Genomic DNA, 21,973 nt, shown 5'->3' with positions numbered 1-21,973 from the left:
CTTCTCGCCACCTTAGCAAAAGCTTCATGGCCGGAATATGATTAATCTGGCTTTTTATTCCTGCTATGGAAACATTCTCTCGCCCAATTGCATTCTTCAACACTCAAAAAAATCAGATGCAAAGCGATTTATAGCTTGCCACATTCAACAAGCCACCCTAATTTTTAACCATGTTAAAATCATTCTTAGAGCGCCTCAAAGGCGACACGCAAGCAAGTAAACCTGAATTCCTAAACGAGAGCGACGCACGTACTGCTGTTGCCGCACTCCTCGTGCATGCTGCGCATGTTGATCAGGATTATACTGATACAGAGCGTGATCTAATCGCCTCTATTCTCGCCCATATTTACAAGCTACGCGGTGAAGAATCGGTTGCCTTAAGAATTGAAGGTGAAGCCGCTGAAAACGAATGCGTTGATACATTCCGATTTACAAACCTCATCAAAACAAGCCTTCCTGAATCAGACAGAATAATCGTGCTTGAAGGTCTATGGAGCGTCATTCTTTCTGATGAAGAACGCCACCCAAATGAAGATACGCTTGTGCGCAAACTTGTCGAAATGCTTGGATTGGACCCAATCACTTCTGCCCACGCCCGCCAGCGTGTTGAAGCGGCAATGAAAAGCTAAAACTCAACAAACAGAAAGTGCGGATTGCACCACGCCATACGTTTTTGTGTATTGGCTAAACATACGCTTCCGCACTTTATACTCCAGCCCGTAAAACTAGATTTTTCTCCTATAAGACCAATAATGTGCGCGAGATTTGATATCTATCGCGCCTTCTACATCTAGCTCTGGGCAGCACGTTTCTTTTCTTCTATAGCTATGTGAGCTCTTTCCAATTTTTGGATAACTTCGGGTTCTGCGCCTGGTCCAATTTCCACCTGAACCTCGTGCGCCTCTAAAGGTTGCCCCTCCTCAGATATCAACGACATTTTACGCACTAATTTTCCAGTTTTCTTATCTCTTAAAACAACAGCCTCTTCGCCTTCACCATAAAGATGTTCATTGCCCCATTGCAGCATCGCATAAAGCGTAGTGCGCAAGGCTTTGCCCTTGGGTGTGAGCTTGTAAGAAAACCGTGTGCCTCGCTCGCCTATATTCACTTTTTCAAAAATGCCGCGATCGACCAAAAGGTTAAGTCGGCTGCTTAAAAGGTTTTTAGCAATTCCCGTATTGCGTTCAAAATCTTTAAAACGAGATGCTCCATAAAATGCTTCGCGGATAATCAACCACGTCCAATTATCACCAAATATATTAAGCACCCGCGCTATTGGACAGGATTGCGTGTGGTCTTGAGTCATAAGTGTCTCCGGTCAGTTTATTTTCTTATATATTGGTTGCAAATAAAAACCAAATGATATATTGGTTTCATTATTAAACCAAATTATCAGCAGTGATTTTCCCTGAATAAGGCTTGCACTATGTCCAAATCAAAATCCTGTTTAGTCATTGGTGCTGGTGATGATACTGGCGCTGAGATTGGCAAAGCCTTTGCCGCTGAAGGGTTTATATCTTGCCTCGTACGCAGACCAAGACATGCAGACGCATTAGAAAATCTTGCAGCGGATATCCGAGTAAACGGACATCAAGCCCATGCTTTTCCTGCAGATGCACGAGACGAAGATGAGATGATTGCGCTCATCGAAAAAATAGAAACAGAAATAGCGCCGATTGAAATTGCTGTTTTTAACATAGGCGCAAATGTCCAATTCCCAATTACAGAAACAACTTCCCGTGTTTATCGCAAAGTCTGGGAAATGGCTTGCTTTAGCGGCTTCCTTATGGGACGAGAAGTTGCAAAACACATGTTAAAGCGTGGCTCTGGTACGATAATTTTCACCGGAGCAACCGCAAGTATGCGTGGCAAAGAAAACCTCTCTGCCTTCGCAGGGGCCAAGCACGCCCTACGCGCCCTAGCCCAATCTATGGCGCGCGAGCTTGGCCCCAAAAATATTCATGTGGCCCACACCCTCATTGATGGTGCAATTGATTCAAACTTCATTCGCGAAAATTTCGCCAATGTCGATGCAATGCGCGAAGAAGATGCCATCATAAACCCCGCACATATCGCTCAGGCTTACGTCATGCTCCACAATCAACCCCGCACAGCTTGGACACATGAACTAGATCTGCGCCCTTGGAAAGAAAGCTGGTAGGAGACCATCATGACTGTAAATGTTGATTTTATATTCGATATTGGAAGCCCGAATGTGTATTTGGCTCATCAAGTCATCCCCAACATAGAAGAGCGCACCGGCGTCAAATTCAATTACATCCCTGTCTTGTTGGGCGGCATTTTTAAATCCACGAACAACCAGCCCCCCATGATGGCGATGGCCAATGTCAAAGGCAAATTTGACTATGAAATGCTCGAATTCAGACGCTTTTTAAAAAAGCACAAAATATCAAATTTTAAAATGAACTCCGCCTTTCCTATCAATTGCGTGCTGATGCAGCGCTGTGCTGTTGCAGCCAAAGCGCGCGGTGAATTATCTCCCTATTTTGACGCAGCATGTAAAGCATCATGGGTTGACGATAAAGATTTAGGTAAGGCTGAAATTCTTTTAGATGTCATCAACGATGCCGGACTTAATGGCTCAGCCATCATTGAAGCCGCTGCAACTGACGAGGTTAAAGCCACCCTTTTAAATAATACAAATGCAGCCATTGAACGTGGATGTTTTGGCGCACCCACTTTTTATGTCGGCGATGAAATGTTTTTCGGCAAAAATACACTGCGTGATGTTGAAGAAGAGATATTTGCTCAATTAAAATGATTGCAAGTTTCACTTAAAAACTAGCATTCATTTCAACGTGGCCCTAGATTAAGCGTGTATTTTATCCCCGCTAAATCTAGGAATCACCCATATGACCGGCATTCTCCTCCTAGCTTTTGTTTTCCTGTGTGCTGGGGTGATTGCTGTGCCCATAGCTTCACGTTTAGGGCTTGGTTCGGTGCTCGGATATCTGATCGCGGGCATTGCCATCAGTCCACTTCTCAGCATTTTACATGTCGATGTGATGTCCATTCAGCATTTCGCTGAATTTGGCGTTGTCATGATGCTATTTTTGGTTGGATTAGAGCTGGAACCAAAGCTCTTGTGGAAAATGCGAAACCGGCTGATTGGGCTAGGTGGTGGACAGGTTTTTCTCACCTCAATTCTAATCATGGTCGTCGCAATTGTGTTGGGCTTAGATTGGAAAATCTCTTTAGCAATTGGGCTCGTGCTTGCGCTTTCTTCAACCGCGATAGTCTTACAAACACTCAATGAAAAAGGCCTCATGAAAAGCGATGGTGGCCACAGCTCTTTTTCCGTTCTTCTCTTTCAAGATATCGCCATTATCCCAATGCTGGCCCTTATGCCATTGCTTGCCTCTCCTGATATTGCACAAGCTGCTGCTCAGGCAGCAAGCCATGGTGCAGAAGCTGGCGATCATGGAGGCGATCTTAGCCTCGTCAAACATCTAAATGGATGGCAGACAACACTCGTAACTCTGGGTGCGATAGCAGTGGTCATTTTAGGGGGAAACTATCTCACGCGCCCAATCTTCCGGTTTATTTCGGCTGCCAATCTAAGAGAACTTTTTACCGCCGCAGCCTTGGTACTCATTATCGGTATTTCGTTATTGATGAATTTGGTCGGCTTATCGCCTGCTCTGGGTGCATTTTTGGCCGGTGTCGTGCTTGCCAATAGCGAATATCGTCATGAATTAGAATCAGATGTCGAACCCTTTAAAGGTATTTTGCTTGGCATTTTCTTCATAACGGTTGGTGCCCGCATAGATTTTGAACTTCTCTTCGGCAATTTTGCAAACGTCCTCGGCCTAACGCTTGGGCTCATTGTGCTAAAAGCCAGTATCCTGATGGTGCTCGCCTTTATTTTCAACATTCGCGGACAGCACAAATGGCTTTTTGCTTTGGGCTTAGCACAAGCAGGTGAGTTTGGTTTTGTTCTGCTAACTTTTGTCGTCACCAATCATATAATACCAGCAGATATTGCAGATCAGCTCATGCTAGTTGTGGCGCTTTCTATGTTGATCACACCAGCCCTTTTCATAATCTATGATAAAGTCATCGCGCCTCAATATAATAAAAGCCAAGCGCGCGAAGCTGATACCATTAGCACCAAAAGTAAAATCATCATGGCTGGTCGTGGCCGCGTAGGTAGTATCGTTGACCGTCTCCTTCGCAGTGCCGGCTATGATTCAACCGTTATTGATTACAGTTCAAAGCATTTGGACATTATGCGAGCATTTGGCATCAATCACACATATTTTGGAGATGCGACACGTCCAGACCTTCTTCATGCTGCCGGCATAGAAGATGCAAAACTACTCATTGTTCTCATTGATCAAAAATCTCAAATAAACAAGCTCGTAAAATACGCATCAACGCACTACCCAGATCTCCACATTATCGCCCGCGCGATAGACCGTGACCATGTCTATGAATTATGGAGTTTGGGATGTCGCGATATTGTACGTGAAACATATGATAGTTCACTACGGCTTGGTCGCTCAGCGCTTGAGGCATTAGGGCATTCACACGAAACCGCCGAACAAATGAAAGATGCATTCGATGAATGGGATAAAGAAGCTATGCTGGGAACAGCAGATGCTTACGACATCAACATTCCAGCATATGAGAATAAAGAATTCCTCGCTAAAGTGCGTGAAATGATGGACGACCGCGAACCCGAATTGCGCCGTACAATGGAAGAGATAAAAACAAAAGCGAAGCCTACCGATATCGTATCAAAATAATCTAATAAGCCACCTACTCAAGCCTGAGATATTTCTTTTGGCAGGCCCACTTGCTTTCTAAGCTTAGCCCATTTTGATGAGATGGAATCACCAAAAGAATACGCCCAAGGTGTCTCACTTGGATTATCTTTTAACGCTTCAATATGCGTTGCAGCCAATTCCTTCTGTCCAGCACGATACAGAGCGTAGCCAAAATTATTATGTGCAAACTGAGCTGCAAAACTATCGTTTTGAAAGCTGAGATTTTCGGTCATTTCAACATTAAATACTGAATTTGCCTCGATAATCTCACGCTTCACATCATCTCGGGTCAGATAATTTTGATAGTCTGCACGCACACTCGCATCATCATCCATCAATGCATCAAGCCACGTCTCAATATGTGCACGAGCTAGCAAAGCATACCGCGCGGCATGAATATTCTGACGTTGAGCAACATCACGCGCAAACGCAAATAATTGCTCAAGACTTCCTCCCCATTTGGGACAAAGCGCTTGCAGAGCCGCTCCCAAGCCCTCCATTGGAGGATCATCGCATTGTATTAATCTTGCAATAAGTGCATCGCACTCTGCACGATTGTTCAATCCCATTGCGATACGAATTTTAAATCCTTGAGCTAAAGAATTATCGGGTTGAGTAGCCAACGCCCGGTCCAGATGTACCGTCGCTGCTTTCAACTCTTTTAAGAATAATATAGCTGCATCATGCCCGACATGATCAGCCGTAGCGCCGCCGCGATATCGCCATGCCCATTGCGTTCTGACACCGCCAACAAACACATCAGCATCGCTCGTTTGGGGGAATTGCATATGAAACTCCCCCAAGTCTCCATTGACGCCACATGATTGAATGAGCGCAAACCGGCTATTATTGGATTGCTTCGCTAGGAGTTGAGACAAGGCAGACCAATTGCCGTTTCTCATATGCTCCAATGCAACTTCCATATCTGGATGCCAGTTTTTAGGTTTTAATTCTGATTTTTTACTGCCGCCAAACAAGCCAAACATAATGCCCCCTACAGAAATTAAATTCCAACAACCCGGTTTGGGTTCATCCGATTTTCTGGATCTAACGCACGTTTTACAGCTCTTAACATATCTAATTCCACCCCAGAAACACGCTCGGCCAATTCATCTCGTTTCATTGTACCAATGCCATGCTCAGCAGAGATAGAGCCACTCATCTCGCACACAAGATCATGCACAGCCTTGGTCAAGGCCGGTCCATATTCTTTGCTAAACTCAACATCATCAACGCCTTCAGGCGGAGCAACATTATAATGCATATTCCCATCACCCACATGCCCAAATGAGATGATATTTGCATTGGGTGCAATGGCATATACCAGCTTATTTGCCTCCTGAATAAAGCCCGGCAAGGCAGAAACTGGCACAGACACATCATGCTTGACGGCTTTGCCAAAGGCTTTTTCAGCGAGAGGTAAAGTCTCGCGAATTTTCCAGATTTCAAAAGCTTGGGTTTCACTTTCTGCAAGCACACCATCTGTGACTATTTCAGCTTCCAACGCCTTTTCAAGCAGGCCTTCCAGCACATTACGCGCACCTTCTTCTCGCGGAAATGAAATCTCCATCAACACATACCAAGGCGATTTGGCATCTGGGTGCGGATCACGCGTATCAGGCATTTGCTCAAGCACGAAATCAACGCCAATTCGCGGCATTAATTCAAAACTAGACACCGCTCCGCCTGTTTCAGCTTTTGCCAGCGCCAAAAGCTCAACGGCCTTAGCCGGACTTTCTACACATAGCCATGACACCATTTTCACAGCAGGGCGTGGCATCATTTTTAAGGTCGCAGCCGTGATCACACCAAGCGTGCCTTCGGCACCAATGAAAAGTTGCTTTAAATCATAGGCGGTATTGTCTTTGCGCAAACCTGTCAGCCCGTTCCAAATGCGTCCATCCGGCATCACAACTTCCAGCCCAAGCACGAGGTCGCGCATCATCCCATATTTTAGCACAGCAACGCCGCCAGCATTGGTTGATATCAGTCCGCCAATCTGCGCCTCACCTTCAGCAGCCAGCGACAATGGGAAAAGGCGGTTTTCCTTCGCTACAATCTCTTGCAATTCTGCGAGAATAATTCCTGCCTCAACCGTGACAGAATCATTGAGCGGATCAATATCGCGTACAGCCCGCAAACGTTTGGTGCTTAGTAAAACTTCGCCATTGGGCAACCCTCCAAGGACAAGCCCAGTATTGCCGCCTTGGGGCGTTATTGCCACGCCATATTCAGCGCAAAGCGTCATAAATGCAGAGACTTGCTCAACCGTTTCTGGACGCGCCACAAAAGGAGCATTCCCCTTCATACGGCCCCGCCAGTCGGACAGATAATTGTCCATATCTTCGGGCGCATCAATAAAACCTAAAGGGCCAAGAATTTGCTTGGCTTGCTCAATGAATTCGATTTTTAGTGGGTTATCTGTCACATTTAACTCGTTGGAACATCTCTAGAAGGGCAAAAGTCGACATTGTGTTGAACGCTTTTTGTTGTGAAAATGCCTTCGACACCTCCCCAAAAAGTATAGCCCTTCCCCGATCGACTGACTCGGAAGCAACTTTCGTTTTCATAATTACTTGTTTCATATGAAAAACATGCCTTCCCGTCATTTTGTATGGTCAGTTTGCCAACCAATTCTACGCCGCCAAATTGATAGAAAGTAACACCATCAGGCTGAATACACTCACGCCAGCTTTCTTTTGTCTGTGCTGTTTCACCTTCCATCCATATGCCAAAAAGCTCAGCATTTGCTTCAGCCATGGATAAAATATTTGAACTTGTTTCCCTTTCCGATTGCGCTGCCGCATTTAAGACAAAACACCCAGTTAACAATCCAGTGAAGGCAATAATTTTCGGGATCTTATAAAGAGACGTCATAATATTCCAAGCTAGCTTAAATTCCTGGCCAGCTTATCATGGCAATCTGCACGAACAAAGTTGGAGACAGGCAAATACTTGTTTCAAAATGCATATTATCGAGCTAAAGTTTTCTCAACCCGCTTACTTAATATCAGCTAGTATAATGCTGCTGACTTTTGAAACAATGCTAGAGCATCAATGAGATATTCATTTAAAGCCATTCAGCGCTCGCTTGTATTTTCGACACTAGCGGCAGCATCAATCTTCATAACGGCAAATGCACAACAGCTATCAGCAGATCAGAGCTTAACGATCAAACGTGATTTGGCAGGTGTATTGGGCGAAGTTCATTATATCCGAACACTTTGCAATGGCTCTAAAGATCAATATTGGCGCAATTTCATGAGTGACTTCCTCAAACATGAAGCAATTTCCCAACAACGAAAATCACTTTTCACTGCAGCTTTCAACCGTGGCTATAAATTTCAAAGCCAACGCCTTAGCCGTTGCGACTCTAAAGTTGCGATTCTAGAAGTCACTCTCGCTTCTAAGGGCAGAAGAATGGCAGAATCGATTGCCGCCCAATACATGAATTAGAACAATTCTCAAATACTGTATGCTGAACATTTTTGTTTAATTATTTTTAAAAACCAGCCTATCTACCTCTTTACATTACCTAACGGAAATGTTCAATTTTTTACAAACAAAATAAGACCTTAAATAAAGACTACCCATAATTTAATGATTTTATAATTGCAAATTTAATAAAGTTTACAACGTTGTCATAAAAACTAAAGTCAACGTATATAAAAAAAACAGGGGGAGATATTCAAACAATGGTGAACGAGAATCTCTCATTTTCTGAAACCACTCAGTCACGTGGCTCAAATTCACAAAATAGACCCAAATCGTTTTTACAATATCTCTTTTATCGCTCCCATAATATAAATGGAAAACAAGTCGATCATGCATCTATCTCAGATGCATTTTTCATTGTGACGCTTTCTATTTCTACCATAATAGCGGTCATTATTGCCTTTAATTTTGAAAACATTCATGCCTCATCAAAAATTGGATTGTGCATGAGTGCGACTATAAGCTGTATCGCTTCAATTTCCCTGATGAAATGGCCACACTTTTCTTTTCCGGCTATTTTACCAACCATTGCAATTCTTCTGACAATTGTTGAAACAGCTTATCACACGTCTGGCTCAACCTCTTATGCGACGCCATTTCTTCTCTCCATCATGCTAACCATTTTGATGGTAGACACAGACCTAAAACTTATACTCAATCTCGTATTTTTCTTAATAGCCTTTATCTTCACGACTTTGGCTGCACTCGGCCTATGGGGAGTGCCTTCGGCACTGACACCTCAAGAAATGGCATTGCTGCAATTTCTGTTTTTAACGCTCAATATTATCCATGTCAGCGCGATTACATTGACTTTCAAAGCAAGTCAGGCAGTGCAGACAGCCTTATTGGTAAACCAGAAAGAAGCACTCATCGAAGTAAACAAGGAAAGGCGAAATTTTCTAGCAATGGCAAGCCATGAATTGCGCACGCCTATGAATGCTTTGATGGGCTCTCTAGAAATTTTAGATAACTCTTCAGACCCTAAACTGAAGAAAGGTATTCGCGAATTAGTGCGTGATGCAGCCAAAGGATTATCTACCCAATTGGATGATCTTTTAGACCTATCCAACCTTGAAAACGGTCAGTTAAAGCTGTCGCCTGCACCCAACAATATCGTAGAACTCACAAAGCGCACTTTGGAAATATGGCAAACGCAAGCATCTGATAAGCTTATCTATTTAACGCTTAATTATGATGAGGCGTGCAATTGCGAATTGCTCGTAGATTCAGCACGCATCCAGCAAGTTATCAACAATCTTATTTCAAAAACGATTCGCACGACAAATTCTGGAGAAATTACAGTAAATCTGAGCTGCATATCTTCAGCGACTGAAGAACACACATTTGTAAGCATGCTTATATCCGACTCAAACGCATTGCCTACTGATGATTTAGAAGACGAATCAATCACATCAGATAACTCTGCTTCATCGATACAATTCAACACCTCAAAGCGTTTTGGTTTCCATGTAGCAAGACTGATAGCCCAGCGTATGCAGGGTGACATCGAAATATTGAAAAGTTCAACGTCCGGCTCCCATTTTCTCTTCACATTTCAAGCCCCTTTTGTGAAAGATTCACCTCCCAATGACACTTTTCTAAATACCGCTCCCCATAAATTGAGAATATTGTGCGTAGATGATCATCCGGCGAATCTACGCATTTTATACATCCTACTTGCAGAAAATAACTTAGACGTGGATGTCGCAATGAGTGGCGAGGAAGCCATTAAACTCTGCGCATCTCAAAGGCGATATGATGCAATTTTAATGGACATTATGATGCCAGGTATCAATGGTGTTGAAGCTTGTATTGAGATAAAAAAACTAGACACGCCAAACGCAAAAATACCAATCATCGCAGTCACAGCAAATGTCGCGCCTGAAAATATTGCCGTATATTTGGATTCAGGAATGCAATCAGTGGTTTCAAAACCGATTGAATCCCGCAAATTGATTAGTGAATTAAATCAAACATTAAAAATGAACGATCAAAACCAGCAGAGCTAAGCCGTACTAGCAAAGCGAAAAAATTTAGCACAATTCAAACTGCTCCCCCCTGATCCAGCGACCTGTTCTCAATTTCACAAGGGGGGGACTAAATTGAGACAGGTACTGGACCGGCCATGTCTGGTAAGATGGGGATAATCAAACACGGCCAACGGCAGAGACGTCATCCTATGACATCGTCTGTTTATCTCATCTAAGAAGCCTCAGAACCGATTCCAAGATGCTGACATGAATTTAAACATAAACAATTTGTCAGCTCGCAATTTCAGATTTTGAAGCCGTATTTTCAATTTTCTTTTGATAAAGATCAGCGCCGCACCTTTTACAATGTATTGCATCCTTATCATGACCTTTAAAGCGACACGCCGGACATTCGATGTCAGATTTATCGTCATCAGCGACAATTGACTGCAACATCCGTACAAACAAAGTCAAACCAAGCAACATCACAACGATGGATAAAATTTTACCGCCCTGCCCGACAAGTAACACATCTCCATATCCGGTTGTCGTTAGACTCGTGACTGTAAAATAGAGCGCATCCAACTGCGTTTTAACATTAGAGCCCTCTCGCCCAACCTGATTCACATACACCATTGCCGACATTATAAAGAGGAAAACCACGAAATTGGTGACCCGGTCGATCACACGCCTATGTTGATCAATAAATCGAGAGACTTTTTCTAGGCGACGCAAAAACGTAAACGCGCGCACAATTCGAATAATCCGTAGCACCCGCAAGAAAGCAAGATTCTCAAACAAGATCGGTGCTATCAGCGTCAAAACAACCAACACATCCGCCATATTATGGATTTGCCGGAAAAATTTGAGCTTATCTTTGGCGATGTAAAAACGCGCAAAAAAATCAACAGTAATGTAACAGGCGATAAAAATATCAATAGGCATCGCCCATTCATGAACCAATGTCCGCTGCCAAGAATGGAATGGTTCCCATAGGAAAAAAGCGATAGTGAGAAAGTCCAGCACCAATAATGCCCATCGGAATATGAATGGCGTACGCCCCTCACCTTCATAAAGCCAAAATAGCGTCCGGTTTAATTTGCCGCGACTTTTTTTCTTCTGCTCCATCTGACTTCATTCTCTTTCGTTCAATGACTTTTGAATCAATATCTTATGCATTAAAATGCACAAGCACGAAAAGACAGTGGAAAAATATTGTCTATGCCCTTACATGATAAGCATGAGCAAACCTGTCTGTCTGGAAAACCGCGTCGTCCTCTGTGTAGACGGAGTAGATGCGGAAACATTTTTAAATGGCCTTCTAACCAATTCCGTTCTCAATATGGAAATGGGGCAATCGCGGTATGCAGCATTACTGATGCCGCAAGGTAAAATTATATGTGATCTTCTTCTATTAAAGACCGAGACGGGTTTTCTACTTGATGTGCCAGCACAAGCAGACGAAGCACTAATGAAACGCCTTAAAATGTTTCGCCTCAAAGCTCAGGTCGATATTTCATTGAAAGATGACCTTGGAGTCTATGCCTTCATCGACGATGGGCACCCCGACCCGCGCCACCCAGATATGCCTAAACGTCAGATTGGACCTAAAGACCTTTGGGAAAACACATCGCGCAAAGATTATAATATAACGCGCATAAAACTGAATGTGCCTGAACTTGGCAAAGACTTTGGTGACAATGAAGTCTTCCCCGCTGACATCAATATGGATTTGCTAAACGGCATTGATTTTAAAAAGGGATGTTTTGTCGGTCAGGAAGTCGTGTCTCGTATGAAACGGCGCGGCACAGCACGCCGGCGCACACTCGCCTTCCATTTCCCCAATGGGGCACCAGATGCGACAACGCCTTTATATTTAGGTGAAACATTACTTGGTGAAATCAGCTCCAGCACGTCGGATTATGCACTCGCACGCATCCGAATTGATCGCTTAGCAAAAGCCCAAGCAGAAGGGCAAACTGAGTTTATTGCAGCAGACAAAAAAGCTGAATTAATATCTCCAGACTGGCTTGCAGAGCAGATAGAAGCTGTGACATCGTCCTGATAAGAACATCAGGAGCAGCTTATGGCAGAAACCAAACCTGAGACAGCCCTCTATTGCGGCTGGGCCCCTTTGCATGACACGCTTTATCGCGGATATCATGATGAAGAATGGGGTGTTCCTGAATATGATAGTCGTGCGCTCTGGGAAAAATTTCAGCTAGATGGGCACCAAGCGGGTTTATCGTGGATTACTATTCTGCGTAAGCGGGAAACCATGCGCGCAGAATTTGACGGATTTGATCCAGAAAAAATAGCAAAATGGGATCAAGCGCGTATAGACAAAGCGCTTCTAAACCCCGGCATAATCCGCAGCCCTAAAAAAGTGACCGCGACAATCTCTAACGCTCAAATCTATTTAGATATGCGTGACAAGGGCGAAACTTTTTCAGATTATCTTTGGAATTTTGTAGATGGCAAACCCATTGTCAACAAACTTGATAATTGGAAGAATGTCCCCGCAAAAACGCCACTTTCTGAAACTATCGCAAAAGATATGAAAAAGCGCGGTTTTAAATTTTGCGGCCCCGTTATTGTCTATGCCGCGATGCAAGCCGTTGGCATAGTCAATGATCATGAAGTCAGTTGCCCACGGCATAAACAGGTTCAGGAGTTTTACCGATGAAGCCCCTTTTATCCATTCTTGCTTTAACTTTCGTGCTCACAGCATGCTCGAGTTTAGGCAAAGATATGCACACGCAACGTGCGCTAGATGAATGTCGCCAAGAAGTTGGTAATGACACACGCGATTGCGAACGCCGCGTCGAAGAAGAACGATATAAACGTGACGTCAAAGATCGCATTGAAAAAGAAAAGAAGTCCATCAGTTGAACTCAGTTTTCAAACCAACTTCCATTTTAGCCAGCTTTACAGCTTTTGCTTTGCTTTCGGCATGTGCTTCAAATCCGGCGCAAACAGTTGAAGAAAAAAATGATGCCGCCATCGCAAAATGTTTTCAGACTTTTCAGAACTGGCCTGTAGCCCGACTTGATTGCATAAGTAAAATCAGAGGGACTGAAGATCCTGATGCCGTGGTATCAGATACTTTAAAGACCGAAAAAGCCGATTAAAATGGAAAAACGGGGCCGATATAAATATCGCCCCCGTCTCTCATCACCCATACCGCCTAAGACGGGAGTTTTTTTCTAATCATTAGACTCATCGCCGAGTATATCACCCCAAAGGGCATCGGGACTTGCCTTGTAGGCTTCAAACAGAACAGCCAAAACCGCACCTGCTAAAACCATCCATAACACTACAGGTTGCTGCAATGCTTCCACCATCATATTTATCATATTTGTCTCTCTCTTACGGAGCTAGACCAATATGACTCAAGGGGCTTAATAAACTCTGAGTCTTCAACAATAATATGGTAAACAAGCCCCACTTTTCTGGTAACCTTTAGATAAAAATGCATGTGTTTACAGCTTTTTCCTAATTTTCGAGATTTTTATGACGTTTCCTGCTTCACCCGTATCAATTTTAAATTCTTCAACGACGCCGTCAGATGACACCACTTCCCAAAACTCAAAAACGCAAGGTTCACCTGCTAATTTGAAAAAGAAGTCGAAATCACCTCCACGCGCTTGGCAAAGAATGTTGTCAGGAAGACGTCTGGACCTTTTAAACCCTTCTCCGCTAGATATCGAAATAGAAGATATTGCTCATGGGCTTGCTAGGGTTGCGCGCTGGAATGGACAAACCCAAGGTGATCATGCTTTTTCCGTCGCCCAGCACAGCGTCATTGTTGAAGCGATATGTGAAGCCCTAAATCCAGATATGCCAATAGAGGAGAAAATAACTGCTCTTCTACATGATGCACCTGAATATGTGATTGGCGATATGATTTCTCCATTTAAAGCAATTTTGGGTGACAGCTATAAGGATGTGGAGACAAGACTAGAACATGCCATTCACATGCGGTTTGGATTGACTGCTGCTATTCCTAAACGTTTGAAAAAAGCCATTAAAAAAGCAGATCTCATCTGCGCATATTTTGAAGCCATCCACCTTGCCGGATTTGACAAAGCAGAGGCCAAACGCCTTTTTGTTGAGCCGCCGACTGGCTTGATTGCAGACGTCACACCATTGGCTATTCCCCTAGCTCAAAAGCTGTTTCTTGATCGTTTCCACACATTACTGCATGAATTAGATCAGAAAAACGGCAAGTGATTCACACAAAGATAGAGTTATCTAAAACAAGGTTGTCCTAAACCGTGCACAATACCCAGCCCATTATGGTCGGTCTTTCAGCTGTTATCGTCGCAGCAAATTCCAAAGCCCCTTATGCATTGGTAACGCGCCATAGCGAAGGGCGCTCAGGCTTACCATTTGGAGCTTTTGATCCGGCTAACCACCGCACAATGGAGCAAGGTCTGCGTGATTGGGTTCATACCCAAACCGGATTCGAGCCAGGATATGTAGAACAATTATACACATTCGCAGACCATGGCCGCGAACTGCCCAAAGCAGATATGGCGAATGCACCTGATAATGCACGCATCATCTCTGTAGGATATCTAGGGCTAACACCCGAGCGCACAGAAATTGACGGTGCATTTAATGCTGTCTGGCGCGATTGGTATCGCTATTTCCCGTGGGAAGATCATCGTGATCGCATTCCAGATATATTGGAAGCGGAAATCAAACCCGCTCTCATGGATTGGGCGGGAGACTCAATTTCACGCAAAGAACGCGCAAAGCTTGCTTTTGGATTTGATGATGCACCATGGATAGAAGAGCGCGTATTAGAAAGATATGAACTTCTCTATGAAGCTGGTTTAGCAGCGGAATCTATCCGTGATGGCCGCAGCTGCGCATCAAAACCAATTTCAGACCAGTCTATGGTCTCTGATCATAGACGTATCCTCGCCACGGCTATTTCGAGACTACGCGGAAAAATCAAATACCGCCCAGTCATATTCGAACTTATCACTGACAAATTCACCCTTTTGGAACTTCAACAAACCGTCGAATCACTACTTGGACAATCCTTACACAAGCAAAATTTCCGGCGCTCAATTGAAAAATCGGAACTGGTCGAAGGCCTCGGAGAATATGCCACTACAACAGGCGGGCGCCCTGCTGAACTTTTTCGTTGTCGCAAAGAAACCCTACGCAAAACCATCGCATCAGGCATAGCGACACCACATCAAAGGCGGGATACTTAAAAATGGTAAGAAATTTGCTTCCGACAGAAGAAACCAATTGTTTGTATTCTGACACAAGGAACTAGAAATGAAAATTTCTACCTTCATCATTTTATTAAGTTCTTTTTGTTTTTCTTTGCAATGCTCAGCGAAAGTCCATCCATCTGCTTCAGATGAGGAAAAAGCTCAATCCACAGCCGACACCTCATTGATAAGAAATGTGCTCGTAATTGGAGACTCAATTGCTTTAGGTCAGGGCGCAAAAGGCACCTCAACCCAATGTGCACTCACGCCTGATATGCATGCACCAAATAAGTCCTTTGCTGCATTGGTTGCCAATTCATACAATGCAGAACTAATGATCATAGCAAAATCAGGACACGGGCTTGTATCTAACTACAATCAATTCGCGTCACCTACAATGTCGAGTACAATATTTGAGAATGATACCGAAATTCTTCCAACACAGGACAAAGCACCAGAACTTATTCTGATTGAATTGGGCACCAATGACTTCGCCAATTTCAATCCCGAACCCACATTTTCTCAAACATATACAAAATTACTAACAATATTGAATAAGCGATACCCCAACGCTGAAATTGTAAGCCTCGTTGGCCCCATGTTACATGGTGACGATGCCAAGAATGTAACGGAAGCTACGTTGCGCGGCATTCAAAATGCCTCCCCTGCAGTCCAAAAAGTAACGAAATTTATTTCACTGTATTCAATTGAAATAAACAAATCAGATTGGGGCTGTTCATGGCACCCGAACCTAGGTCTGCACAGAAAAATGGCCGAAACTATTTTGGCACGTTAATTGCTTGAAAGTCTTTAAATATTTTTAAAGGCTGCAGCAATGGCATTCAAAATCTCTTTCGCATCACCGACCACAATTGCACCGAGCACATTCGGCGCTTTTAAAATCGATTCTCTTCAGATTTTGCGAGCCGTTGCAGCGTTGAGTGTATTTTTCTTCCATTTTTTTGATGCAATGAATAACGATTTCGGATTATTTTCTGGAAACGTTTTCTCTGTTGGGGCCTTTGGGGTTGATGTTTTCTTTGTGGTCAGTGGTTTTATAATTTGCTTCGCAGCTGAAAAAGAAACCTCCCCAATATCATTCTTCATTAAACGCTTATGTAGAATCCTACCTCTCTACTATCTGCTCACCTTTGGCGTGTTCCTTATTGCGATAGTTGCACCATTTCTCCTCAATTCTACCAGTGCCGATATACCAAACCTACTGAAATCACTCTTTTTCATTCCGTACGCAAAAGAAAATGGACTTGTACAGCCTCTGCTATTTCTGGGATGGACATTAAATTATGAAATGTTTTTCTACGTCATTTTTGCTATTTCGATGATAGCTGGCCGCTTCAAGATATACGTCTGCATCGCCATCATTTCACTTTTGATCCTAGCTGGGTATGTCACCAAACCAACATCAACAATCGCTCAATTCTACACATCTGGAATAATGCTAAACTTTATTTGGGGTGCCGTATCTTACCTTATATTCCGCCACTTCCCCAATGTCTGCAAAGCCCTTCAGCCGTTTTGGCCCTTAGCAGCTATTGCTATCTTAGCTCAGAATTTTGTGCAGCTGCCATTGAATCGCGAGTTTGCCTTCGGTCTACCTGCCGCGATGCTTCTTCTTGGCGTGGTGACGATAAAAGTACCCAATGGAAAAGTCTGGTCCTTTTCTCAATTGTTAGGTGACGCGTCTTATTCTCTATACTTAGTTCACCCATATATTCTTCAAGTTATAATTAAAGTGCTTATTCCTCTTGTCGGTATAAACATTGTGTCAATATCGACTGCTACAGTTATGAGTATTGCTGTAACTTTCCTTGCCTCTATTTTATTATTCAAGTGGATCGAAAAACCATCGAATACATTTCTGCGCTCAATTGCCTTGAAAAAAACAATGCGTGCAGGTGGGCTTTCAGTTAAACTTAGTAGTTAAGGGTTTTAACTTCTTAAGTCTCAATCACGTTTTACCTTGTCAAAACAAGGTAAATTGGATAGTAAACTTGTACTCAAATTGGGCAAAAGCCCAGCTTTATTCGGATTTTCCCCTAAAACTTATAGGCTAAATCTTGAAATCTGCTGATGCTTACCCACATAATACTCATATTGAGTAAAAGGTTCCCCTCAGTCATCTCATGGCATTCGGGATATGGACCATAAAGAATAAAGGGGCTGAAAATGGCACGTATTATTGATGCAGGAAATGTTTGCGAGATCCCAAATCTGGATAAGCGTCACGCAAACCCATCCCAAGCGCGCGGCCTAGCCTATAATGACGAGGTCAAAGCAGCCGTTGATCATCTGTATGAAGAAGTCAAAGACTTCATCACACCAATGGAATGGCCAACTTATGCCCCACTCATTCATGCGATAAACAAGCTCAAAAAAGAGAAAAACGCGGTTGTTTTGGCGCACAATTACATGACACCGGACATTTTCCACCTTGTTGGAGATTTCCGTGGTGACAGTCTACAGCTTGCCCGTGAAGCAGCGGAAGTAGATGCTGATATCATTGTGCAAGGCGGCGTCCACTTTATGGCCGAAACATCAAAAATCCTCGCGCCAGAAAAGACCGTTCTTATCCCAGACATGCGTGCGGGTTGCTCCCTTGCTTCGTCTATTACGGCTGAAGATATCCGCCTGATTAGAAAAAAATACCCTGGCATCCCAGTGGTCACTTATGTGAACACATCCGCCGCAGTTAAGGCCGAAACCGACATCTGCTGTACGTCTTCCAATGCGGTTCAAGTTGTTGAACAAGCTGCAAAAGATTGGAATACTGACACAGTTATCCTGATGCCAGACCAATATCTTGCGAAAAACGTTGCGGCAAATACAGGCATCAAAATCATCACATGGGCAGGCGCTTGTGAGGTCCACGAATTATTCACGGGACAAGACGTGATCGACATGCGTGAAGCCCACCCCGGCGTTGTCGTATTAGCCCACCCTGAATGTCCACCAGACGTGCTAACCCAAGCAGATTATGCAGGCTCTACATCTGGCTTGGCCAATTATGTAAAAGAAAAATCACCAAACAAAGTTATCCTACTGACGGAATGTTCCATGAGCGATAATGTTGCAATGGAGAACCCCGACGTGGAGTTCGTAAAACCTTGTAACCTCTGCCCACACATGAAGCGCATCACAGTTGAAAACATCTATGATTGCCTTGTAAATATGGAATATGAGGTGGAAATCGAAGAAGCAACACGCATCAAAGCAAAATCCGCTATTGATGCAATGCTGGCCCTTCCCAAAATGCAAACACCGCCAGACTTCCAAACAGGCCTCAAACCGATAGACATCGAAGTTGAGTCACGCCCTGTCGAATTTGAGGCAGTTAAATAAGCATATTTGCTAAAAATCGCGGCGGTGGCACCTGCCATAACCATGTCACATTGCCACCGCTATTTCGTTGCAGGCTTTAATCTGATTGAGTTTGATCAGTTTTTCAGCCACAGGATGCCAAGCCATGACAGCTAAGTCATCATTTTTAAAGTCGAAGATACTTTTAAGTACGATTGCATTTTCTACAATCGCAACCATTTTTCCAACCGCTGCACAAGCGGAAGACGCTCGCGAACACGTCTCAACGAATATAGCTGGTGCATGGGTCTTCGAAACAGGTAGTTATAATCAAGGCCGCTGCAACCTAACCGGCCGTATGACAATTATGGCCACACCCCAACCTAACGCATATACATGTGAATTTACGACCTATGAAAGATGCCCCGGCCAATATGGTGAGGTTGAGCAGACTTGCTCCCTTCTCATTGATGGTGATGAAGCAGCTTTTGTATCCCAAATCGAAAATATCGTTAAACAAACGCCCCAGCCCTATGGGTATGCACCTGATGATTGGCGCCTAACGATAAAATCAAATGATGAAATGGTCGGCACGCTGGAAAGCGCCAGCCGAGCTTATGTCCTCTTCAAGCGCGATTCCGCGCCAATATCCTGAAAAAAGTATGACCGTGAACAATATGGAAAATTCAACATCGTCCAGAAGTGACACCGACATCCTCATCATCGGTGCCGGTCTTGCAGGCCTTTTCCTTGCGCTAAAACTTGCTCCAAGAAAATGTACGGTCATTTCTCCTGCGCCATTGGGCACTGCAGCGTCATCATCTTGGGCGCAAGGTGGCCTCGCAGCCGCGCTTCACCCAGCAGATAGTCCAGCGCTTCACGCAAAAGATACGATCGCAGCGGGTGGACACCTTGTTGAACCAGTTGTCGCAAGCCTCATCGCAACCCATGGCCCCGAACGTGTGCGAGACCTCTTAGAATTAGGCGTCCCTTTTGACAGAACAGAGAATGGCGCGCTTGCTTTAAGCCTTGAAGCTGCACATTCCCATCCGCGTGTGGCCCGCGTTGCCGGCGATCTAGCCGGTGCCGCCATTATGGAAGCTTTGGTGAATGCCTCAAGAGCAGCTGACCATATAGAGCTAATCGAAGGCGTCAAAGCCATATCATTATTACAAGATGAGCATGGCCGCATTGGGGGCATCGTCGCACAAAATGTAGCATCAGGTGAAACCCATCGAATGTTGGCACTGGAAACTGTGATATGCGCAGGCGGATCAGGTGGTTTATTTCAAGTCACAACCAACCCGCGTTCATCGCGCGGTGATGGCATTGCCATGGCGTATGAATGCGGCGCTTTAATTGCTGATCCAGAATTTGTGCAATTTCATCCCACAGCCATTGATGTTGACCGCGATCCAGCTCCGCTTGCTACGGAAGCCTTGCGCGGTGAAGGTGCCGTATTGCGCGACAAAAATGGTCGCCGCTTTATGTTTGATTACAATGAAAAAGGCGAAATGGCTCCTCGTGATGAAGTTGCCCGCGCCATCTATGCCGAACGCATGGCAGGTCGCGGCGCATTTCTCGACACAATAGCAGCTGTGGGTGACGAATTCCCACACCATTTCCCTACAGTTTTCGCAGCCTGTGAAGCCGCAGGCATAGACCCGCGCAAAGATCATATTCCAGTCGCGCCTGCCGCGCATTACCACATGGGCGGCGTTGTATCCGATATCTGGGGACGCACATCCTTAGATGGCTTATCCGTTTGTGGAGAAAGTTCTTCAACCGGCGCACATGGTGCAAACCGCCTCGCCTCCAATTCCTTGCTAGAAGCTGTTGTATTTGCTGACCGCATCGCAACACGCCTGCGCGAAGCAACATTATCCAGCGCTCAAGGGCTTTTATTTGGTCAACCACCTGTTGACCTAGATCCTACAGACCTAGAAGCCCTTCGCATTCTGATGGCCGATCATGCTGGTGTTTCTCGCAATAAAGACGGCCTCACATTGCTTTGCAACTGGATTGAAGAAAAAGAAGATGTACGCGGCGGCGCACGCGCGCTCACCGTCTGCCGCATGATTGCGCGCGCCGCCCTTGAACGCAAAGAAAGTCGCGGCGGACATTACCGCACCGACTACCCGCAGGAAGATGCACCTGCCCGCACTTATGTTAGTAAAAGTGACGATTTAAAGCCAATAATCACGCGCATTCCAATGGATAATACAATTCAGGCCGCTTAAGCTTGGCCGTGCTACAAATGAATGCCGCACACAAAGAGATTTTTTATATGAACATTCTGCCTATCCCACCGCTTCCTGATGTTATAATCGAACCTCTTGTCCGTTTGGCGCTCAGCGAAGACCTTGGCCGCGCAGGCGACATCACAACTGATGTCACAATACCAGCCGATACGCGAATGATCGCCACAGTAAACGCACGCGAACCTGGCATTGCAGCAGGCTATGACGCAGCAAGACTAGCAGCACGTATTGTCGACCCCGATCTAGAATGGGAAGTGGTACACGAAGAAGGCAAACCATTTGAAAAAGGCGCAGAACTTATTCGACTAAAAGGCTTTGCCCGATCCATCCTAACAGCAGAGCGCATGATATTAAATTTCATCGGCCCTCTATCTGGCATTTCGACGCTGACAAGCAAATTTGTCGATGAAGTCAAACACACTAATGCCCGCATTGTATGTACTCGCAAGACCACCCCCGGTTTTCGCGCCCTTGAAAAACGCGCTGTAAGGCTCGGAGGCGGCGTAAACCACCGTTTAGGCTTGGATGATGCCATTTTGATCAAAGACAACCACATCGCAGCTGCAGGTAGCATTAAAGCCGTATTGGAACGCGCCAAAGCCTCCGTTGGTCATCTATGCTCTATCGAAATAGAGGTGGACACACTTGAACAGCTTAAAGAAGCCATCCCTTTTACACCAACAGCTGTCCTACTCGACAATATGAAACCCGATATGCTGCGCGAAGCTGTCGCCATGATAAACGGCACGTGCAAAGCAGAGGCCTCAGGCGGTGTAAACCTATCTACTGTGAAAGCTATCGCTGAAAGCGGCGTAGACTTTATCTCAGTCGGCGCACTTACCCACTCAGCTGTAAATCTCGATGTTGGGTTAGATTATGGTGACTAGAGCTCTGATTTCAACATC

The 21,973-nt window shown here is 44.7% G+C and carries 24 protein-coding genes; 18 read left to right on the top strand and 6 right to left on the bottom strand.

The genetic code is table 11. The features are described 5' to 3' along the window. Positions 1-170 precede the first annotated feature (170 nt). Positions 171-629, top strand: coding sequence for a tellurite resistance TerB family protein (locus HBAL_RS05765; protein WP_015826995.1), 459 nt, complete (start codon positions 171-173; stop codon positions 627-629). Positions 630-790: 161 nt separating this feature from the next. Here the strand turns inward: HBAL_RS05765 and HBAL_RS05760 are convergent, their stop codons facing one another. Further along, positions 791-1,306 (bottom strand): winged helix-turn-helix transcriptional regulator, encoded by a 516-nt coding sequence (locus HBAL_RS05760; protein WP_015826994.1) that lies wholly within the window; start codon positions 1,304-1,306, stop codon positions 791-793. 120 nt (positions 1,307-1,426) lie between these two features. Between HBAL_RS05760 and HBAL_RS05755 the strand changes: the two genes are divergently transcribed. The 3 genes from HBAL_RS05755 (at position 1,427) to HBAL_RS05745 (ending at position 4,769) form a co-directional block, all read left to right on the top strand. Beyond that, positions 1,427-2,161, top strand: a complete 735-nt coding sequence (locus tag HBAL_RS05755; protein ID WP_015826993.1) for an SDR family oxidoreductase — start codon at positions 1,427-1,429, stop codon at positions 2,159-2,161. A gap of 9 nt (positions 2,162-2,170) precedes the next feature. Further along, positions 2,171-2,782 (top strand): 2-hydroxychromene-2-carboxylate isomerase, encoded by a 612-nt coding sequence (locus tag HBAL_RS05750; protein WP_015826992.1) that lies wholly within the window; start codon positions 2,171-2,173, stop codon positions 2,780-2,782. A gap of 91 nt (positions 2,783-2,873) precedes the next feature. Continuing rightward, positions 2,874-4,769: a monovalent cation:proton antiporter-2 (CPA2) family protein gene (locus HBAL_RS05745; RefSeq protein WP_015826991.1), complete on the top strand. Its 1,896-nt coding sequence runs from the start codon at positions 2,874-2,876 to the stop codon at positions 4,767-4,769. A gap of 17 nt (positions 4,770-4,786) precedes the next feature. Here HBAL_RS05745 and HBAL_RS05740 read toward each other — a convergent pair whose 3' ends face one another. Genes HBAL_RS05740 through HBAL_RS05730 form a run of 3 tightly spaced genes read right to left on the bottom strand, consistent with a single transcriptional unit; the run spans position 4,787 to position 7,667 of the window. Then, positions 4,787-5,776 (bottom strand): hypothetical protein, encoded by a 990-nt coding sequence (locus HBAL_RS05740; protein ID WP_015826990.1) that lies wholly within the window; start codon positions 5,774-5,776, stop codon positions 4,787-4,789. A 17-nt stretch (positions 5,777-5,793) separates the two neighbouring features. Then, entirely contained in the window at positions 5,794-7,218 is a 1,425-nt protein-coding gene (locus HBAL_RS05735; RefSeq protein WP_015826989.1) for an FAD-binding oxidoreductase, read from the bottom strand. 2 nt (positions 7,219-7,220) lie between these two features. After that, on the bottom strand, positions 7,221-7,667 hold the full coding sequence (locus HBAL_RS05730) for a hypothetical protein (protein WP_015826988.1): 447 nt from the start codon (positions 7,665-7,667) through the stop codon (positions 7,221-7,223). A 180-nt stretch (positions 7,668-7,847) separates the two neighbouring features. Here HBAL_RS05730 and HBAL_RS05725 point away from each other — a divergent pair, with 180 nt between their 5' ends. Together HBAL_RS05725 and HBAL_RS05720 are read left to right on the top strand one after the other, a co-directional pair. After that, positions 7,848-8,246 (top strand): TIGR02301 family protein, encoded by a 399-nt coding sequence (locus HBAL_RS05725; protein WP_015826987.1) that lies wholly within the window; start codon positions 7,848-7,850, stop codon positions 8,244-8,246. 239 nt (positions 8,247-8,485) lie between these two features. After that, positions 8,486-10,294 (top strand): response regulator, encoded by a 1,809-nt coding sequence (locus tag HBAL_RS05720; RefSeq protein WP_015826986.1) that lies wholly within the window; start codon positions 8,486-8,488, stop codon positions 10,292-10,294. Between the two features lie 252 nt (positions 10,295-10,546). Here HBAL_RS05720 and HBAL_RS05715 read toward each other — a convergent pair whose 3' ends face one another. Further along, positions 10,547-11,383 (bottom strand): ion transporter, encoded by an 837-nt coding sequence (locus tag HBAL_RS05715; protein ID WP_015826985.1) that lies wholly within the window; start codon positions 11,381-11,383, stop codon positions 10,547-10,549. Between the two features lie 112 nt (positions 11,384-11,495). Between HBAL_RS05715 and ygfZ the strand changes: the two genes are divergently transcribed. From ygfZ to HBAL_RS05695, 4 genes are read left to right on the top strand one after another with little or no spacing between them, the layout of a single operon-like run. After that, positions 11,496-12,320, top strand: a complete 825-nt coding sequence (gene ygfZ, locus HBAL_RS05710; RefSeq protein ID WP_015826984.1) for a CAF17-like 4Fe-4S cluster assembly/insertion protein YgfZ — start codon at positions 11,496-11,498, stop codon at positions 12,318-12,320. 21 nt (positions 12,321-12,341) lie between these two features. Then, complete coding sequence (locus HBAL_RS05705) at positions 12,342-12,941, top strand: DNA-3-methyladenine glycosylase I (protein WP_015826983.1); 600 nt, start codon at positions 12,342-12,344, stop codon at positions 12,939-12,941. Then, the gene (locus HBAL_RS05700) at positions 12,938-13,147 is read left to right on the top strand and encodes a hypothetical protein (RefSeq protein ID WP_015826982.1); all 210 of its coding nucleotides are present in this window, start codon (positions 12,938-12,940) and stop codon (positions 13,145-13,147) included. Before HBAL_RS05705 ends, HBAL_RS05700 begins: the two co-directional genes overlap by 4 nt. Further along, the gene (locus tag HBAL_RS05695; RefSeq protein ID WP_041301427.1) at positions 13,144-13,386 is read left to right on the top strand and encodes a hypothetical protein; all 243 of its coding nucleotides are present in this window, start codon (positions 13,144-13,146) and stop codon (positions 13,384-13,386) included. The genes HBAL_RS05700 and HBAL_RS05695 overlap by 4 nt, the downstream gene beginning before the upstream one ends. Positions 13,387-13,461: 75 nt before the next feature. On the opposite strand, the gene HBAL_RS16825 is transcribed toward HBAL_RS05695, so the two are convergent. Beyond that, positions 13,462-13,611: a hypothetical protein gene (locus tag HBAL_RS16825; protein ID WP_015826981.1), complete on the bottom strand. Its 150-nt coding sequence runs from the start codon at positions 13,609-13,611 to the stop codon at positions 13,462-13,464. Between the two features lie 157 nt (positions 13,612-13,768). On the opposite strand from HBAL_RS16825, the gene HBAL_RS05690 reads away from it, so the two are divergent. The 8 genes from HBAL_RS05690 to nadC all read left to right on the top strand — a co-directional run bounded on the left by HBAL_RS05690 (position 13,769) and on the right by nadC (position 21,955). Continuing rightward, on the top strand, positions 13,769-14,488 hold the full coding sequence (locus tag HBAL_RS05690) for a YfbR-like 5'-deoxynucleotidase (protein ID WP_015826980.1): 720 nt from the start codon (positions 13,769-13,771) through the stop codon (positions 14,486-14,488). Positions 14,489-14,553: 65 nt separating this feature from the next. Next, entirely contained in the window at positions 14,554-15,486 is a 933-nt protein-coding gene (locus tag HBAL_RS05685) for an NUDIX hydrolase (RefSeq protein WP_015826979.1), read from the top strand. 67 nt (positions 15,487-15,553) lie between these two features. Continuing rightward, on the top strand, positions 15,554-16,285 hold the full coding sequence (locus HBAL_RS05680; protein WP_015826978.1) for an SGNH/GDSL hydrolase family protein: 732 nt from the start codon (positions 15,554-15,556) through the stop codon (positions 16,283-16,285). Positions 16,286-16,324: 39 nt separating this feature from the next. Next, positions 16,325-17,434: an acyltransferase family protein gene (locus HBAL_RS05675; RefSeq protein WP_015826977.1), complete on the top strand. Its 1,110-nt coding sequence runs from the start codon at positions 16,325-16,327 to the stop codon at positions 17,432-17,434. 242 nt (positions 17,435-17,676) lie between these two features. Beyond that, positions 17,677-18,849: a quinolinate synthase NadA gene (nadA, locus tag HBAL_RS05670; RefSeq protein WP_015826976.1), complete on the top strand. Its 1,173-nt coding sequence runs from the start codon at positions 17,677-17,679 to the stop codon at positions 18,847-18,849. A 124-nt stretch (positions 18,850-18,973) separates the two neighbouring features. Then, positions 18,974-19,462, top strand: a complete 489-nt coding sequence (locus tag HBAL_RS05665; RefSeq protein ID WP_015826975.1) for a hypothetical protein — start codon at positions 18,974-18,976, stop codon at positions 19,460-19,462. A gap of 7 nt (positions 19,463-19,469) precedes the next feature. Further along, a complete protein-coding gene (locus HBAL_RS05660; protein ID WP_015826974.1) occupies positions 19,470-21,047 on the top strand; it encodes an L-aspartate oxidase in 1,578 nt (525 codons plus the stop codon). A 47-nt stretch (positions 21,048-21,094) separates the two neighbouring features. Further along, on the top strand, positions 21,095-21,955 hold the full coding sequence (gene nadC, locus HBAL_RS05655) for a carboxylating nicotinate-nucleotide diphosphorylase (protein ID WP_015826973.1): 861 nt from the start codon (positions 21,095-21,097) through the stop codon (positions 21,953-21,955). Positions 21,956-21,973: the final 18 nt, after the last annotated feature.

It is taken from the genome of Hirschia baltica ATCC 49814, from assembly GCF_000023785.1.
Taxonomy (GTDB): Bacteria; Pseudomonadota; Alphaproteobacteria; order Caulobacterales; family Hyphomonadaceae; genus Hirschia; species Hirschia baltica.
Note: the sequence above shows the minus strand (reverse complement) of the source record. Positions and strands in the feature narration are given on the sequence as shown.